Origin of the sequence: Streptomyces sp. NPDC051104 (genome assembly GCF_040682835.1) — a bacterium.
Taxonomy (GTDB): Bacteria; Actinomycetota; Actinomycetes; order Streptomycetales; family Streptomycetaceae; genus Streptomyces; species Streptomyces cynarae.
This window is the reverse complement of record NZ_JBFBBS010000010.1, coordinates 195719-212237: the sequence shown is the minus strand read 5'-3', so window position 1 is coordinate 212237 and position 16519 is coordinate 195719. Positions and strand designations below refer to the sequence as shown.

The window sequence follows — 16519 nt, the reverse complement described above, 5'->3', positions numbered from 1 at the left end:
GGTGAGGGGTTACGCGACGCGCGCGTATCGCAGGGTGGTGCGCTGGAGAGTGTCGGAACCGATCCCGGCCACCTCGGTGGTGCCCGCGATGTCGACCCGGGCGGCTTCCAGCCGGACTGTCCTCGGCGACGTGGGCTTGTACTCGACGCTGATCGCGGTGGAGCTGTTCCACTGCAGGGCCGTCGCTGCTCCCGGCGCGTACTCGGCGATCTGTACGACGATGGCCTCACTGTTGGGGACCAGGGCGCCCGCGGTGACATCCCACAGTCGCGCGAGGACGACCGCGTTCTCACCTGCGGACATGTTGCCCAAGTTGCCCCGGACCACCGCGTCCAGGTGGTACGTGCCGGCCGTGGGCAGCGCGAGGGACAGCCCGAGGTTGACCCATGCCCCAGAGGCGACCGACCCGAGGTCAACGCCTGCCGGTAGTACGGCGAAGCCGCTACCGCCGGTGTCGAGACTGGCGGCGGTTCCGGTCATACGGGGGTGTCTCCTTCCGGGGCGACCCAGTGGGCCGAGATGTACGTACGGCCGTCGCCGTTGCTGACCACCGCAGCGGTGCCGGACGTCCCCAGGCGGAACGCGCCGAGGCCCACCGTGTCCCCGACGGCGAACGTGTGCATGAACTGCCGCGAGCCCGTCGCCTGGATCTGCTTGCCCTGGTCGCCCGCGAGTTCGCTGTGGTAGATCACCATCGCTTCAGTGCCGGGGACGAGAGCCCCGTTCTTGTAGAGGCCAGCAACCACGCCCGTGTCGATGTTCGCTGCGCCCGGTGCTGGGAGCAGCGCGACGCCGCGCACCTGGAAGTTGACCTCCCACACGCCGGCGCGCGGGATGGTCAGCAGTGGCAGCTCGGGCACGGCCTCCCACGCCCGGACTGCCCCGGTGATCGTGTGCAGGAAGTTGAGCGCGGGCGTCTGCACCCATGCCGCGTCCACCCCGATCCGCCACACCTGCGGGCAGTCGCCCGCGGCCGGGGGCGTGAGCGTCAGCCCCGGGTCCACCTCGATCAGCACCTCGGGCACCAGCAGCCCGGCCGCCGTCTCCTTCAGGGCGTTGCACGCCGCCGGGTCCAGCCGTGGGTCGACCCGGTACGTGCGCCCGCAGGGCCCGGCCATCAGTCAGCCACCTTCTTGAAGCGGAAGTTCGTGGCAGCGACGACTTCACCCGTCGTGGTTCCGCTGTCGACGTGCTTGAGGCCCTCGACTCGAATCGTGGTCGGTCCCGCCACCTGGTACAGCGCCGACGCTGAGGCGTTGCCGTGGAGGGTGTGCGTGACACCAACGGCGGGCGTGGCAGCGAAGAGCAGGAGGGTCCGCGCGGTGAGCGGCACCACGGCGTTGGCGGTGACGTTGAACAGTCGCGCCTGGACGATCGCGTTGGAGACACTGCCCTGCATGATCACGCCGCCCTGCACGTCGGCGTCCAGCTCGTAGACGCCGGCCTCCGGCAGCGTGAGCGTCGCGGGGACAGGGACCCACGTGTCGTATGGGGAGCCTCCGAGGCCGGCCGCACCAGACGTCTGCCCGCTCACCGGCGTGAGCCGAGCACCGACCTGCCACGTCTCCGGGCACGCCCCGGCAGCCGGTGCCTGCACGTCGATGTCGACCGAGCGCGTCGCCGAGACCGCACCTCCGGGGGCGATCCCGGCGACCTCGGCGTGTGGCACGAGGAGCCCGGCCGCCCCCTGCGTGAGCGCATTGCAGGGCGCCGGGTCGAGGCGCGGGACAACGCGGGTTGACCCGCAGCAGCTACCCGCCATCAGTCACCTTCCGGGGCTGCGGGGAAAAGCGAGGCGGAGAGGTCCGGCAGGCTCGCGAGATAGGCAGCCTCGTCGACCTCCTCGTAGCCCAGCTCGAAGTACGGCGCCGGGTCCTTCAGGTTGTAGACGACCTGGACGCCCTCGCCTTCCTTCGTGAAGTAGCGCGGGCCGGCCGCCGGGCCGGGCGTGGTCTCGGTCATGTCGTCGCTCATCAGCGCCTCCTGGTGGACGGTCTTGGAAAGGGCGCGGCCATCAGCGGTACGTCCAGTTCAGGAGGTAGCTCGCTGCGGCCGTCGCCCCGGCGAAGGAGGCCACGGCGAGGGCGGTGTCGCTGTCTTGGGCAACGGACCACGTCATCGTGACCCCGGCCGGGATCGGCACCGCCGCGCCGTCCGACATGGTGACGTTGACCGCGCCAGCGAGGACGGTGAGGCTGACGCTCTGGACGCCCGGAAAGGTGCTGGCGATGTTCTGCGCCGCGGTGCCGGTCACGGCCCGTACGCCGGTGCTCAGGGGCCCGGGCAGCGCCTCCGCCGCCGTGCACTCAACGGGGGCGACCGGCGTGTACGGCTGGGTGAGGTCGCCCTCCTCGTAGGTGCCCAGGAGGACGGGCGCCGCGCCGTTGCACGGGTCGACGGCCCACAGCTGGGTGTACTGGACGTCACCGATGCCGTCCCCGTCCGTGTCGTCGCAGCCGCACCGCTCCACCACCTGCTTGGCGCAGTCGGTGCTACTGCCTGCCGCGCCGGTGCATGGCGCCACATGCCAGCCGTCCGGGACGGCGTCCTGGCGCTGCCCGTCCTCGTCCAGGTAGTAGATCGAGTTGTCGCAGCAGACCATCCGCGTCCAGGAACGGGTCTCGGGGATGACCTCATACGTGACCTTCAGGTGCACCATCAGGCCGGAACCGCCGCCCACGGTTTCCTCGACGTCGAGGTAGAGGAAGTTCCGGCCGGCCTGCGCGCCTGGGATGGTGGCGGGGCCGAAGGTGTACGTGGTCCCGTTGTGCGTGGCCGTCGCCGGCAGGCTCTGCCAGGCACCGTTGTTCAGCCGGAAGGCCCTGCCGATCTGGTCGGCGTTGAACACCGTGGCCTGGATCTGGATGGTCGCTGGGTCGGCGTTGTCCGGCAGGTCGAAGTACGCGCGCGGGAACCAGTGGGTGTTGAGGAGCGACGGGCCCTCGTTCGGCTTCGCCGGGCTCGACTGCGCCGAGGTGCCGTTCGGGTGCGGGGAAACCCACCAGGCCGGGCGTGCGCTGTCGGAGTCGGTGACCGACCAGGCCGCCGAGTACTGGTACTCGTACATGTCGTACCAGGGCGGATTGGCCACGCTGAGGTCCGGAGTCCACTTCCATACCGGGTCCACCGAGTTGTCGTTGCGGTGACCCTCATTCGAGATGAACTCGACGCTCTGGGTGGGGTCCTGCTGGATGCAGACCTGGACCGGCTGGCAGCAGTCGCCGCACTTGCCGACCGTTCCGCCCGTGCTCACCGTGTACGGGGTGCTGCCGTCGAGGGCGGTGTCCCGGTGGGTGCTCTGTGCGCCGGTGAGGTCGTCGTAGACGTAGTGGCGGAGGAACTGCCGCACGGTCCCGTCTGGGGCCGTGTCGCACAGGGTCAGCGGCTCGACGTCATACCGGTGCTCGGGGTCCTCGGCTGAGGGCGTGCACTGGCCGACGGCGCCCAGCGGCGTGTACGGGGTGACGCCGTCCAGGCGGGTGTCCGTGGTGCTGGTGACCGTGCCGTCGCAGGAGCGGCAGATGGTGCGGAGGAACTGACCGGCCGGGGTGACGGTGATCGAGCCGAACCGCCACATGTCGAACACGCCGCAGGCGGCGGCGCGTGCGCCGAGGTACTGGAGGCTGAACGTGGTGACCGGGTTCGGGAGCCTGAACCGCGCCGACGTCGCCTGATGGGGGTCGGTGAGGGCGGCACAGTCGGTCAGGGTGCTGTCGCCCGTGAGGACGCCAGTGGCCGCGTTGTAGCTGTACCCGACAGGCAGGGAGACCGGCACCGCGCCGACCGGAAGCTGAGCGGCGTTCCGGGAGCCGTCGGTGAAGTTGAAGTAGTGGAGGACGACGCTGAACTCCACCTCCACCGGCCGGTCAAACGTCCATGTGGTGTTGGCGAGGATGGGGTTGGGGAAGGTGCCCTGACCCCACCAGGCGCCGTCCGCGTTGCTCACCTTCGCCGGGAACGCGCCGGGGCCCTTCGCCGTCCAGGCGACGCCGTTGGACAGGGTGCCGGCCGAGACGAGGCCGGTGAGGGTGGCCGGGTCGTCGGCGCCGTCATCGCATAGGAGCAGCGTCTCGCAGTCCCGGCAACTCGGGCACACGCCCACGCTCGCCCCGGCCGGGACGGACACCGCGGTCCCGGTGACGGCGTCCACCAGGCGGGAACTCACGGCGGCGCCGGCCGCGTCGTACACCACCTCTCGGCGTACCCGCTGGAGGACGGCGCCGGTGGCGCTCAGCACGCACAGCGGGTACGTCTCGACGTCGACCGGAGCGTCCGGCGCGCACTGGCCCACGGTGCCGGTCGGCGTGTAGGCGGCACCGTCGAGCGTGTAGTCGCTGTGACCGACGATGGCGCCGGTCTCGTCGCGCCGGTAGTCCCGGATGAACGCGGTGGTGGTGCCGTCGGCGGCGACGTCGCAGAGCTGGACGATGTCCTGCTCGGGCTGCTCGACGCCGGCCGGGCAGGTGGTGATGGTGCCGGTCGGGGTGTAGGTGCCGCCCGTGGTGGCGTCGACCAGGCGCACGGAGGCGATGGCGCCGGTGTCGTCGTAGGTGTACTCGATGAGCACCAGGCCGAGGACGTCGCCGGCGGCGTCCACGTCGCAGAACGTCCCGCTGACCTGAATCGAGCGGCTGTCACCGCACGCGACTGTCCCGGCCGGGGGCGCGCCCGCGCTGTAGGCGCCCGTGGTGAGGTTGAGCCAGCCCTCGGACGTGACGGTGCCCGCACAGTCGCGGACCACGGTGACCGCGATCGGTGTCCCGTCCGCCAGGCACAGGCCCACCGTGGCGGTCGGCTCAGTCGGAGAGGCGCAGTCCCGCTGTGGCTGCGGGCACGGAACGACCACTGCCTGTGTGAGGTCTACTGCGTCGCCGCTGACCTGGTCACGCCATGTCGTCTCGCCGGTCTTGCAGTCGCGGAGCCCATACGCCGTCCGGATCTCACCAGCCCCGGTGACGACACCGGTCGCGGTCACGCCGCAGAACCGCTCATCGTTGCCCGCGGCCGGGTCAGCGAAGCCCTGGGTGCCGAACTTCATCGTCACCGGCGACGAGAACGACAGCTTGAAGTGCAGGGAGCCGCCCATCCGCAGGTACTGGGTGCCGGTGGTGAGTGCCTGCTCGGTGAAGACCTCCAGCGTGACCGTGATGCCGTTGAAAACGGCGGTGCCCGTGTACGGGGCGGGGATGCCCGCGTTGGGGACTGAGGGGATCGGCGGGCTGAACGTGCTCCAGTCGATGAACCCGCCGAGCTCGGGCGCGGATACTTCGACGTTCGACGCCGTGCCCGTGTTCGACTCGTAGGTGCCTTCCCACGCGGTGATCGGGTCGGTGTACTGGATGAACGGGAGGTCGCCGTCCGTGGCGTCGAGCCCGACCAGGCAGCCGGGATGGTTCGGGTCGGCGTCGTTGAACTTGTGCAGCGTCAGGCCCGGGTCCTGGGTGGTCGGCTCCTGGTAGCAGAGCGTCCCGATGAACTGGTCGCAGTCTTCATCTGCGGCAGCGCAGTCCATCAGCGTGCCCTGGACCGTGTAGGCGGCGCCCGTCGTGGGGTCGACCGTGCGCGTGCCGACCCGTGCGCCGCTGCTCGTGTCGTAGACCGGCTCGACCAGGGCGACGCCGGCGACCGTGCCGTCCGCGAGGACGTCGCACAGCAGGACGGTCTCCACGTCGACTCGGGGTGTGGCGGCGGCGCCGCTCAGGATCACGGGCCCCTGCCCGCAGCATCCGCTCACAGCTGTACTCCTGTGGTGAAGGTGACGGTCACGGTGCCGGTGTCCGCCGCGATGGTGAGTGGCCCGGTCAGGCGGGCGTCGTCGTCCCGCGCGATGCTCCAGGTGGCGGCCTCGCCCTGGTGGAGGGTCGAGGGGCCGTCAGCGGTCGTGATGCGGCCGGTGCCGCTGTGGGCGACCGCGGTGACTGACTGGAGGGTCGGCCAGGCGTCGGCGGTCCACGTGCCGCTGCCCGTCAGCTCGATGCGGTGCGCTTGGGCGCCGAACGCGGGCGGTGCGCCCTCGGTGTCATCGAGCGTTCTGCAGTCGACCGGTGAGACGGGCGTGTACGGGCCGGTGAGGTCTTCGGTGTAGGTGCCGAGACTGGTCACGGTGCCGGTGCAGTCGACGGCGAGGAGTTCGAGGTAGCCGACGTCCGGTACGCCGTCACCGTCGGTGTCGTCGCACCGGCATTCCTCGAGGACGTTCTGCGCCGGGCACGGCTTGTCGGGGCAGCAGGAGCCGCCGCCGGCCGCCGCGCACTGTCCGGCCTGGCCGGTGACCGTGTACGGCTGGCCGTCCATGGTGGTGTCGACCACGGCGGTGACCGTGCCGGTCTCGCAGTCGGTGGTGACGTTGCGGAGGAACTGCGTGTCACAGCCGGTCTGGTCGTAGGCGGCTGTCGCGGTGAACGCGGAGAGCTGCCAGCCGGTGTGACGCGGGCTCGGTGCGCACGTGGCTGGGCTGTCGTCGTAGGCGTCCAGGGCGAGCGCGAAGGCGATCCTGCCTGCGGCGAGGTCGGCGGCTGGGACGTCGGCCTCGACGGTGAGCGTGCCGAAGAACCCTGCCGGGGTGGAGGCCGGTAGGAGGGTCAGGGCGGCTTGGGTCGTCCCGTTGAACAGGCGCAGGTGCCCGGTGGCCAGGCATCCGTTGTCGGGCCCTGTCTGCTGGACGTTGAGGGAGACGGTGACGTGCGCGGTGCCGGTGTCGCATACGGGGCGCGGCGCCTGGATGATCGCCGCGAGGCTGTTGACGGTGCCGAGCGTGCCTGGCTGCGGTGCCGTCCCGGGCGGCAGATCGAGCGTGCCGCCGTCCCACAGCGTTTGCCCGCCGCTTACGGGGGCGCCGGTCGGATACGGGTAGTACGGCGTCGGGTTCGTGTCGGTGACGGTCGGGTCCGGTGCCCCATCGGTCGGCAGGTCGCACAGCAGCAGCGAGCTGGAGTTGCGGCACGGCTCGGCTGGGGAGACGCACACACCGACGGTGCCGGCCGGGGTGTACGGGCTGCCGTCGAGGGCGTAGTCGCTGTGCCCGTTGACCTGTCCGGTGATGGCGTCGCGCCGGTAGTCGCGGACGAACGGCTTGCTGCTGCCGTCCGCCTGGACGTCGCACAGCACGATGAGGTCCTGGTCGGCGCCGGTGGCGGCGACGTCGGCCGGGCAGTACCTGAGTTCGCCCTGCAGCGTGTAGGTGGTGCCGGCGCCCGGGTCGACCAGGCGCACGGAGGCCAGCGAGCCGTCGGGGTTGTACTCGTACTCCACGAGGACCAGGCCGAGGACGTCGCCGCTGGCCGGGTCGACGTCGCACAGGAGCCCGGCGAGTTCGAAGGCGCGGGAGTCGCCGCAGGCCTGCGCCCCGGCCGGGGGTGCCCCGGCGCTGAACGTGCCGGTGGTGAGGTTGATCCAGCCGTCCTGGGTGACCGCGCCGGCGCAGTCGCGGGTGATGACGACCGCGATGGGTGTTCCGTCGGCCAGGCACAGGCCCAGCGTGGCTGTGGGCGTGGTCTGCTCGGCGCAGGGGCTGCTACCGCTGCCGCTGCTGGCGCACACTCCGACCGTGCCGTTGACGACGTGCGGGGTCTGCCCGTCGAGGGCGACGTCCTCGTACGAGCCGACGCCGTTGAGCCAGGTGAACCGCCGCAGGAACGGGCCGCTCGCGTCGCATAGGGTCACCGTCTCCGTCTCGGGGCAGCCATAGGTGCAGTCGACCGGGGCGGTCGGCGTGTAGGGCTGTGACGGGTCGTCCTGGTAGGTGAGGACGAGGGTGGCGGTGCCGTCCTCGCGGATGCACCACAGTTCGCTGTAGGTGGCGTCGGCTTGGCCGTCGCCGTCGGTGTCGTCGCACAGCTGGCGGCACACGGTGTCGACGCAGCCGGTGGTGCAGGGCCCGGCGCCCGCCGGAACCGCGCCAGGCGTGCACATGCCAGTTGCGGGGTCGATCCAGCCGATGACCGACGGGTCCGGGGCCGGTGTGTCGCAGTCGGCGCAGTCGTTGCGGACGACGACGAGGATCGGCGTGCCGTCCGCCCGGCACAGCGTGGCCGTCGTGATCGACGGCGAGCAGCTGCAGCCGAGCGTGCACGGCCCGGCGTCGGCCGGGGCCGGGCCGGGCGAGTAGGTGCCGCTGGTCGGGTCGATCCAGCCGACCACGGCCGGGGCGGCGGACGGGCTGCCACAGTCGGCGCATTCGGAGCGGATGACGAGGAGAACGGTCGTGCCGTCGGCGCGGCACAGTGGCGCAGAGGCGATCGACGGCGCGCAGGCACAGGTACCTGGCGTGCCTCCTTCGCCGGGTGCGCACGGTACGGGCTCGACCGGCACTTACGCCTCCGGGTGTGCCTGGCGGCGGTGGGTGTCCCGGCCGCGCTCGGACTTGAAGGGGCGGTTGCAGACGTCGCACGTGAAGCCGCCGTCCTCCGCCTGGTCGTTGTTCTCGTCGCCCGGGTCGCTTGAGTCGCTGCCGTCCTCGTCGCCGGCGGGGGCGTCCTCCAGCGGCGCGAACTCGGGCGGCGTCAGCGGCACTGAGTCCGGGCCGTACGTCTCGGCGGGCACCTCGGGCAGCGGCTGGCCGGGGATCCCCTCCCGCTCCGGCAGGCCGACACCCAGCAGCTCGGCGCCGCCGGTCTGCTCGACGGGCTGCTCCTGGTCCTCGTCGGGGCTGACGTAGCGGTGGCCGTCCACGATCGACCCGATCAGCAGATGCTCGGGCATGTGGATGAACTGGTTGGCGGGAACCGCGAACACGGTGTGGGAGACGGTGCGAACCTTCGGCTGCTGGGCGACCGCCCAGGCGGCGAACTCGCGGCGCAGCGCGGCGGTGGGCTGGACACGGATCAGCTCGGGTGGCATGGCGGTCCTCACGGGCAGGTGGTGACGAGCACCGCGCACACGGTGCAGGTGGTAGCGGGCACGTAGGTGCGCTCGGCGAGCACACGCCGGTCGTTGACGCGCCGGTCGATGGAGGCGCCGGCGGTGTCGGGGATGACGTCGATCGGGCCGCGGCGGACCACGACGGGCCCGGAGATGTACAGCCAAGCCGTACCGGGCGGGGCCGGGGTGCCGTCCGGCCCCGTGTTCGCGGCGGAGTACCCGGAGCCGACGATGACGCAGTTCCCGGCGAGCGTGGACAGCCGCTCGCCGTCGACGTAGGCGATGTTGCAGCAGCCCAAGAGCGCCGCCGCGCCGGTGGGGACGTGGAGGGTGCCCATGCCGCCGTAGTTCTCGGCCAGGCAGCCCTCCAGCGCGGCCACCCCCTGGGCGATCGACACCGGCCCTGCGGCCGGGGTGAGGTCGATCGCCCTGGGGGCGAGCGTGTACCGCCAGAACGCCGACTCGACGGCCTGCTGCTCCCCCAGCTCCAGCGAGGCCCGTACGTGGTCGATGGCCTCCTGGTACGACCAGCCGATGGTGGAGCACATCACCCCGGCATAGATCGTGACCGGGTCGGCCTCTTCGTGGATAGGCGGGTAGAACTCCTTCTGCCCGGGCAGCGCGCCCGGCGACTCGTCCCCGGAGGACTGGTCGGGCGGGCACCAGTCGGTGTCACGGACTGGGGAGCAGCCCAGTGCCATCCACTCCACACCGAGCAGCTCGTGCTCGTCGGTGACGTCGATGACCTCGGTACAGCCGCCGAGGATCCCGTACGGCAACGGGCGGCCGGGAATGGCCCCGACACGTCGCCTCATACCTGCAGGTGGCACGTCAGATCACCCCCGCGGGGAGCAACCGACACGCCGAGCTCGGGCGTTGTACCCGGTGAGTGGGCCGACGGCGCTGCACACGCCGTCGACCCCGACGGAACCCTTGGTGAGAAGGAGTCCAGCCATGGCCGACATTACGGCATGCCCTGCTGCTATCGACACAACCGTCTGCGACGTATGCGGGAAGCCGCCGGAGCCCGACAACCGGCTGAAGGGCGGCGCCCACATCCGCTACTGCTACCAGTGGCGGCGCAGGAACGACCCTACCCGCCCGAAGTGCACGACATCCGACTGCGGGCGCCCCGCCCGCGCGGGCAAGTCTGCGTTGTGTGACCGCTGCTACCAGCGGGCGCAGCGTGGAAACGCCCCAGCGGCCCGCCCGTTCCATCAGCGGAACAAGGGCGAAACATGCAAGGTCGAATGGTGCACGGGCGAAGCGCGGAAGAAGGGATGGTGTGAGGACTGCTACGGGTGGTCCTGGAACAACGGCGGAGCCGACCCGACTGCCCGCCGCTACCGGTACAACCGCACGGTCCAGGACGTCGTCGCTCTCGTACTGAGTATCGAGCCGGATCCGATCACCGGATGCCGTGACGCGACCGGCGTATTCTCCACTGACGCCTGGGGATACCCGGTCGCCAGCGTGGCGGGGAAGGCCAGCACCCGGATCACGCGCCTGGTCGTCGAGCACAACCTCGGTCGCCCGATGATGCGGGCCACGCACGCCTGCCACACCTGCGACAACCCGCCGTGCGTCGAGCCGACCCACCTCTGGGAAGGCACTCCGGCCCAGAACAGCCACGACAGGGACACCAAGGGGCGCGGCGCCCGGGGAGTAACCCACGGCCGATCCCGACTCGACCCCGACAAGGTGAGGGCTATCCGTGCCCGATACGTCCCCGGCACTAACCAGCATGACAGTAACGTCGCAGCCCTGGCCCGCGAGGTCGGGGTGAAGCCGCAAGCGATCCGGGATGTCGTGCGCCGCCGTACCTGGGCCCACATCGAGTAGAGCATTCCGCATCTGCCGCACCTCCTCAGGTGGGCGTGGCGGGCCGTATCTCACGAGTCCGCCACGTTGAGGCCGAGGGGGTTAGGCGATCGGGCAGGCGATGCCGAGCTGCTCGCCAGTGCGGCCGTCGGGGCAGACCGGGACCGTGACGATCCGAGACTCAGGCCCGCGGTCGATCAGGGCCACACACTCCTCAGAGAACGCAGCCGTATAATCATTACTTTGGAACTTCGCCGAATCGTGAATTACCCCCAGGCTGATCTCGCCTCCGCGCCCAATCTGGAACGCGCCCGCCGGGTGGATCAGGAACGGGATGCTGTTAGGCCAGTCCACGGCCGGGGTGGGGCCGCCGATCTGGGTCGGGACGTTCGGGGCAAGGCCGCGCGCCCACTGGACGCGGACACCGAGGGTGGCAAAGGCGTTGATGATGCAGGATTCGTCGATCTCGTCGCAGGCGACGCCGTTACGGCGGGCGATGTCGGCGAGGAACATTGCCTTCGACCACCACGGGAAGACGACCTCGATACTGATCGATTCACACAGGCTGTGCCGCTCGACCATGTCAGCCGCCTGCAAGGCGACGGCTGCGAAGATTGCGGAGAACGCGCCGAAGGTCTGCGCGATGGTGACCGGCGTCGACGCGGCCACGGCCTGGTCGAACAGCACCTGACGCACACGCAGTTCGTGCGCGACCATGGTGTTGCGCTGGTACCAGGCGACCAACTCCGGGAAGTGCCTCTGCGTCAGGATGCCGGCCTCAAGACAAACGCCGACCGCGTCGCAGCGGACTTCGTCGGGCTCCGGGCACGGGATCTTGAAGCAGGGCTTGACCGCGCCGGAGATGTCATCGGACTCGGTGTGCACGAACGTCATCGAGCCGACGTCCAACGACGGGATCTTGAAGAACCGTAGGCCACCACGGGCGAGCTGGATTTCGGGGGCGTCCCAGAGCATTTCCGGGCACGCGATGTCGGTCAGCTCGTACACCGTCTCCGAGGGGGAACACCAACCGCCCGAGGCGACGATGTTGCCCTGCGGGAGGCGGGTCTGGTCGGCGGCGAGGATGACCGCGCGGGTGCCCTCGGTACCGGATGACGAGTCGTTGATGATCAGCGACTTGTCGAAGGGGAGACGGTACGAGGCGCAGAGGCCGACGCCGCCGCCCGCGGTCTTGAGGGCGTTGGCGCGGCGGATGATCCCCTCGGTGACGCCCTCCATGTCGAGAGGCTGGCCCGGTTGGTATCCCGGGACGTCGACGGAAGCGGCGATCACTGGACGCGGGTTAGGGTCCGGCGGCAGGACGCGCGGCTGGTGGACGCGAACGCGGGACAGGTCAAGGGCGCGCTGCTTCATGACCGCTCCGGAGGCCGTTACGGGCTCCTTGGCGGGCTCCGGGTCGGTGACTGGCTCCGGCTCGGACGGCTGCTCCGGGTCGGTCCCGGAAGAGGCGTTGGCCTCCTCCGGGTTGTCGCCGCGCACGGCGGCGGCGAGGGCCTCGATCTCGGCGGCGGCCTGCTCGGCGGCCGCGATGCGCTCCGCCTTCTCCGTGCGGATGTCCTCAACCGCAGTAGCCAGCTGGCGGAGCTTGGCGAGGTCGTCAGTGGTGACGGTGCTGCTGCTCGCCTTCGAGTCGAAGGCCTTGACCGCGCCGTCGAGCAGGTTGTCCAGTTCCTCGTCGGTGAGGGCGGTGATGTCCTCGGGAAGGGAGAACTCGTCCATGGGGCCGGCTCCAAATGATCGATCTTGGAGTGACCCGGCCCAAAACCAGCGGTCGTCTTGGGGAATAGTAGCCCGCTGCATTGCTGAGCCGCCTGACCATACCTTCAAGGCGCTGGCTGGAGAACGCCGCCGTCCACCAACTGCGCGTGAACACCCACATCCGCTACAGCGGACGGTTCAGTCCGCAGCTGGCTCAACGACCTGCGGACCGCCTGCCAGTGCTGCGCACGCGGCATCGACGCCGGGCGCAACCCCAACGGCCAGGCCAGCCGCCGCCCGCGCTGCTGCGCGCTCGGCCGGTGCTGCCGAAAGCGGCTCTCCCCGCTGACGCTCGCCTACATCCTGAGGTTCCCCTCCTACTGTGGAGACCGTGACCGGAGGGATGGTTGGGGGTCATGGCATCCAGGAAGCGCATCTACGACGCTGAGTTCCGGGAGGGAGCGGTACGGATCGTGACGGAGACCGGGAAGCCGATTCCGGAGGTGGCCGAGGATCTGGGCATCCACCCGGGGACGTTGCACAGCTGGGTGTCGCGGGCGCGGCGCAACGGGTCGCCGTCGTCGGACCGGCCGGTGGCCGAGCCGTCTGGTGGCCGGCTGCGGGAGAGTGAGCGGGCGGAGCTGGAGCGGCTGCGGGCTGAAGTCAGAGAGAAGGACAAGCGCATCCTCGAGCTGGAGATGGAGCTTCCCAATAAGGATGTCAAGTCGCGGCGTAGCGGGGGGTGGGGCTTGGTAGAACTCTCCGTCACGGATCATGGCCCAGAGGATGTTGATGCGCCGGCGGGCGAGGGCCAGGAGGGCCTGCTTGTGCCCCTTCCCCTCGCTTCGCTTGCGGTCGTAGTACGCCTTGGAGGCCGGGCAGCAGCGCAGGCTGACCATGGCCGAGAGGTACATCACCCGCAGGAGGTCGCGGTGGTAGCGCCGGGGTCGGCGGAGATTGCCGCTGACGCGGCCGGAGTCGCGTGGCTGCGGCGCCAGCCCGGCGAAGCCCGCCAGCCGGTCCGCGGTGCCGAAGACATCCATGTCGCCGCCGGTCGCGGCGAGGCACTCGGCGCCGAGCCTGGGCCCCATCCCGGGCAGGGTGCTGATCACCTGGGCATGCGGATGCTCGCCAAACCGGGCCTCGATTTGGGCGTCGAGCTCGGCGATCTCCTCGTCGAGGGCCATCACCCCCTTGGTGAGGCGGACCACCATAGCGGCGCCAGTTTCTCACCCGGCAGCGCCGTGTGCTGGGCCTGGGCGGCTTCCAGAGCGGTCCTGGCGAGTGTGGCGGCGCCATGGACCTTGCGGTTCTTCAGCCGGGTCTCGATTCGTTTCACCCCGAGCGGCGGATGGCTGCCGGAGTCTGGTATCCGGTCAGCAGCATCAGCGGGCCCTTGTTCGTCAGGTCCAGCACCCGCTCCAATGCGGGGAATATTTCCAGTAGTTGTGCGCGCAGTCGGTTGATCTGCCGGGTGCGGTCGAAGACCAGGTCCAGGCGGCGGGTAGTGAGGTGCGCAGGTCGACGGCGATCTCGTCGCCGGGCCGGAGCAGGCCGAGGTCCCGGCGCAGACGGGCTTGGTCGGCGATGACGAAGGCGTCCTTGGCCTCCGTCTTGCCCTCGCCCCGGTAGGTAGGCAATCTCGCCGAGACCGGAGGCGCGAGCAACGACGGCAACGATCCGCCGCTTGGTGCAGCGCCCATCCGCTGACGTTGCCGTCAACTACTGCCGTCAGACACCACAGCGGCTCCATCGGCATGTATTTCCGATGGAGCCGCTGTCATTTCACTAGGCTCTGAAGATCAGATTCGCCAATCCATCAAACTCGGCAAAATCTTCATACGCAGGCACTGCCCTGCCATCAATCAGATCCACGCCGCAAATATATCGACTCCCCGGAGCGCCAGAGTATATTAGGTCAATATCCCTGAGGCCAAAACGGAGCGGACACAAGATCGAGAGCTGCGATTCATCGTACAGCGCCATCAAGTATTCGTGCCTACCAAGCGGATATTCGCGAGAGAACTCTAGAACACTCTCCTCCCAGTCACCAGAAAGCTCAAACCTGGCACACGGAATACTACGCCAATCCACGTGGCTCGGCGCCCAAGGCAGGGAGTCCAAGAACTTCGAGAACCGCGCAGACACCTCGATATCCAGGACAGACGCGCCAACACGAGTCATCCAGTCCCGAACGTGTGGGTCGTCAATATTCACCGGCCAGCACCTCCATCTCACTGATGCGGGAAGTGGCTGAGTATCTCAAGATACTGATCATAACTCCCCCCATCGATGACGTTCACACCATAGCTCCAGCCATCACTTCGCTTGGGGCCATTCTTCACCCACCAGTTCACATGGAATCCCTTGTCTGGATTTGCGGGGTCGAAGTCGATCCTCCATCCACGCAGTCCATCAGGACTCTGTGACCCTGTGATCCTTCCCTTGAATGGGCCGAGCTTCTGCACGAACGGAACACTATCGTCGCCGAGGCCAGCCCGCTGAATCGCATGAGCGCGAGCCGCATTGAAGCTGTCAAAGTTATTGACAATCTCGCCGCAACCACTCGAATTGTGAACCAAGATCGGCGTAGTGCCTGCGAGGACATAGTACGTGTGCTCGCCGGGGAGCTGTCATCTGCGTTTTCGCAGGTAAACGCCCTTCGACTTGTACGCGGGTGTGCGTGGAAGTGCCGTGTTGTGCGCCCGTGTTGCCGTCGGCGTTGCCGTCAGACGGTTACGCGCGTGAGGGCGGTGGAGTGGGCTTTGGCCGGTGTCCTGCCCGGGTTGGGGTTCCGCCGCATCCGTTTCCACGACCTCCGCCACTCGACTGCCACGCTGCTTCTGGAACAAGGCGTCGACCTCGTAGTGATCAAAGAACTCCTCGGCCACGCCCAGGGCGGCTTCAAGTTCCCGGTAGGAGTGGGCTGTCGGTGATGCCCCAGATCCAGACGGCGTGTTCGGGTGCGTTCCGGATCGTTCGGGTGGTCTTGGCGATGTTGTCCGCTCCCAGCAGTCGCAGCCTGCCGATGGCCAGGTTCCGCAATGCGGCCATCGCCCGCGGCGCGCTGCCGGTGTGGACGGTGGAAGCGTCCTCGGCGAACACCACGTCTCTGACATGGTGACTGGAGTTTTCGATTCCCCAGTGCCCGCGTACGTATCCGCCCAGGTCGGCAGGGCTGGCCTGGTGGGTGTCAAGGCTGGTGACGGCGTAGACCGTCTCCCGGGTCTGCCGCTTGCCGCTCTCCTGGCGGCGCCGGTGGATGCGCAAGACCAGCCGCGCTTCCGGGAAGGCGATCCCGCCCAGGTTCTCGGCGATGGCCATGGTCTTGACCGAGCGGGACTCCCGCCGCCCGTGCCCGGTCCCGGAGACCGTGTGCGCCACGGGCACCTGATCCCATGGCAGGGCCCTGACCTGGGCCGACGCGGTCGGCTGGTTTCCTTTGATCACCGCGATGTAGTGGGCCTTCTTCTCCTGCACCAGCCAGCGCACCTGGTCCTTGACGCTGTGCAGGGCGTCGAAGGTGACCACGGCGCCGACCAGATCGAGTGGTTCCAGCAGCGGGCGGAAGGCGGCGGTCTCGTTGGTCTTGGCCCCCACCTCCCGCTGGGCCAGGGTGACGGTGGGGGCATGGGTGACGGCGGACAGCAGGTGTCGGTGGCGCTGCTGTCGGTGCGCGGATCCGGACAGCGCCTTGCCGTCCACCGCGATCGCCGGCCGCGGCGCTGAGCCGGTGCCGCCTACATCGGTGTGGTCGCGTTCGGCCAGGTAGGCGCCGATCGCGGCGTCCAGGGCATCGCCGTCGAGGGCGGCCAGGAGCCGGGTGAGGGTGGCATGGGACGGGGCGCGCCGGCGTCCGGGCAGGTGACGGCGGATGCCGAGCTGTTCCAGCACCGTGGTGGTGGCGCGCTGTCCCCACTCGGTGATCTCGGTGATGGTCCGGGCGCCGGAGACGACTGCGCAGGCGCAGATCAGCAGCAAGCCGACCAGGGGATACCACCGCCCGCGACGCGAACGCGGGTCGGGTACGCGCCGGAGGTAGGCGTACAGGCGGCCGGTGTCGTGCTGGTGGAGGGGACCCAGTTTCGCCAGGACGGCAGGCATCGGGGAGGATGGAGCG

12 protein-coding genes and 4 pseudogenes are annotated in these 16519 nt (G+C 69.5%); 4 read left to right on the top strand and 12 right to left on the bottom strand.

Annotated elements, in window-relative coordinates:
- Positions 1-9: 9 nt before the first annotated feature.
- The 8 genes from AB0N14_RS17995 to AB0N14_RS17960 all read right to left on the bottom strand — a co-directional run bounded on the left by AB0N14_RS17995 (position 10) and on the right by AB0N14_RS17960 (position 9674).
- Positions 10-480 (bottom strand): hypothetical protein, encoded by a 471-nt coding sequence (locus AB0N14_RS17995; RefSeq protein ID WP_366026631.1) that lies wholly within the window; start codon positions 478-480, stop codon positions 10-12.
- Positions 477-1118 (bottom strand): hypothetical protein, encoded by a 642-nt coding sequence (locus tag AB0N14_RS17990; RefSeq protein WP_366026630.1) that lies wholly within the window; start codon positions 1116-1118, stop codon positions 477-479. Before AB0N14_RS17990 ends, AB0N14_RS17995 begins: the two co-directional genes overlap by 4 nt.
- Positions 1118-1669, bottom strand: coding sequence for a hypothetical protein (locus tag AB0N14_RS17985; protein WP_366026629.1), 552 nt, complete (start codon positions 1667-1669; stop codon positions 1118-1120). The genes AB0N14_RS17990 and AB0N14_RS17985 overlap by 1 nt, the downstream gene beginning before the upstream one ends.
- Before the next feature lie 92 nt (positions 1670-1761).
- The gene (locus tag AB0N14_RS17980) at positions 1762-1974 is read right to left on the bottom strand and encodes a hypothetical protein (protein ID WP_366026628.1); all 213 of its coding nucleotides are present in this window, start codon (positions 1972-1974) and stop codon (positions 1762-1764) included.
- A 40-nt stretch (positions 1975-2014) separates the two neighbouring features.
- Positions 2015-5734, bottom strand: a complete 3720-nt coding sequence (locus tag AB0N14_RS17975) for a hypothetical protein (protein ID WP_366026627.1) — start codon at positions 5732-5734, stop codon at positions 2015-2017.
- Positions 5731-8310 carry a hypothetical protein gene (locus AB0N14_RS17970; protein ID WP_366026626.1) on the bottom strand — a complete coding sequence of 860 codons (2580 nt, stop codon included), beginning with the start codon at positions 8308-8310 and terminating at the stop codon, positions 5731-5733. Before AB0N14_RS17970 ends, AB0N14_RS17975 begins: the two co-directional genes overlap by 4 nt.
- Complete coding sequence (locus tag AB0N14_RS17965; protein WP_366026625.1) at positions 8311-8838, bottom strand: hypothetical protein; 528 nt, start codon at positions 8836-8838, stop codon at positions 8311-8313.
- A gap of 8 nt (positions 8839-8846) precedes the next feature.
- Positions 8847-9674 (bottom strand): cupin, encoded by an 828-nt coding sequence (locus AB0N14_RS17960; RefSeq protein WP_366026624.1) that lies wholly within the window; start codon positions 9672-9674, stop codon positions 8847-8849.
- 139 nt (positions 9675-9813) lie between these two features.
- Here AB0N14_RS17960 and AB0N14_RS17955 point away from each other — a divergent pair, with 139 nt between their 5' ends.
- Positions 9814-10701, top strand: coding sequence for a hypothetical protein (locus AB0N14_RS17955; protein ID WP_366026623.1), 888 nt, complete (start codon positions 9814-9816; stop codon positions 10699-10701).
- A gap of 81 nt (positions 10702-10782) precedes the next feature.
- Here the strand turns inward: AB0N14_RS17955 and AB0N14_RS17950 are convergent, their stop codons facing one another.
- Positions 10783-12420 (bottom strand): major capsid protein, encoded by a 1638-nt coding sequence (locus AB0N14_RS17950; RefSeq protein ID WP_366026622.1) that lies wholly within the window; start codon positions 12418-12420, stop codon positions 10783-10785.
- Between the two features lie 113 nt (positions 12421-12533).
- Here AB0N14_RS17950 and AB0N14_RS17945 point away from each other — a divergent pair.
- Positions 12534-12762, top strand: a pseudogene (locus AB0N14_RS17945) (site-specific integrase); the annotation flags it as partial.
- Positions 12763-12815: 53 nt separating this feature from the next.
- Positions 12816-13001, top strand: a pseudogene (locus AB0N14_RS17940) (transposase); the annotation flags it as partial.
- A gap of 162 nt (positions 13002-13163) precedes the next feature.
- Here the strand turns inward: AB0N14_RS17940 and AB0N14_RS17935 are convergent.
- Positions 13164-14033, bottom strand: a pseudogene (locus tag AB0N14_RS17935) (IS110 family transposase); the annotation flags it as partial.
- 600 nt (positions 14034-14633) lie between these two features.
- Positions 14634-14867: a hypothetical protein gene (locus tag AB0N14_RS17930; protein ID WP_366026621.1), complete on the bottom strand. Its 234-nt coding sequence runs from the start codon at positions 14865-14867 to the stop codon at positions 14634-14636.
- A gap of 321 nt (positions 14868-15188) precedes the next feature.
- Here AB0N14_RS17930 and AB0N14_RS17925 point away from each other — a divergent pair.
- Positions 15189-15293, top strand: a pseudogene (locus tag AB0N14_RS17925) (tyrosine-type recombinase/integrase); the annotation flags it as partial.
- 10 nt (positions 15294-15303) lie between these two features.
- Here the strand turns inward: AB0N14_RS17925 and AB0N14_RS17920 are convergent.
- The gene (locus AB0N14_RS17920) at positions 15304-16503 is read right to left on the bottom strand and encodes an ISAs1 family transposase (RefSeq protein ID WP_366026619.1); all 1200 of its coding nucleotides are present in this window, start codon (positions 16501-16503) and stop codon (positions 15304-15306) included.
- Positions 16504-16519: the final 16 nt, after the last annotated feature.

Excerpts from the sequence above, each read along its gene's own strand:
- AB0N14_RS17960 (WP_366026624.1), bottom strand. The coding sequence starts at position 9,674 with ATGAGGCGACGTGTCGGGGCCATTCCCGGCCGCCCGTTGCCGTACGGG.
- AB0N14_RS17920 (WP_366026619.1), bottom strand. The coding sequence starts at position 16,503 with ATGCCTGCCGTCCTGGCGAAACTGGGTCCCCTCCACCAGCACGACACC.
- AB0N14_RS17955 (WP_366026623.1), top strand. The coding sequence starts at position 9,814 with ATGGCCGACATTACGGCATGCCCTGCTGCTATCGACACAACCGTCTGC.
- AB0N14_RS17995 (WP_366026631.1), bottom strand. The coding sequence starts at position 480 with ATGACCGGAACCGCCGCCAGTCTCGACACCGGCGGTAGCGGCTTCGCC.
- AB0N14_RS17965 (WP_366026625.1), bottom strand. The coding sequence starts at position 8,838 with ATGCCACCCGAGCTGATCCGTGTCCAGCCCACCGCCGCGCTGCGCCGC.
- AB0N14_RS17980 (WP_366026628.1), bottom strand. The coding sequence starts at position 1,974 with ATGAGCGACGACATGACCGAGACCACGCCCGGCCCGGCGGCCGGCCCG.
- AB0N14_RS17950 (WP_366026622.1), bottom strand. The coding sequence starts at position 12,420 with ATGGACGAGTTCTCCCTTCCCGAGGACATCACCGCCCTCACCGACGAG.
- AB0N14_RS17990 (WP_366026630.1), bottom strand. The coding sequence starts at position 1,118 with ATGGCCGGGCCCTGCGGGCGCACGTACCGGGTCGACCCACGGCTGGAC.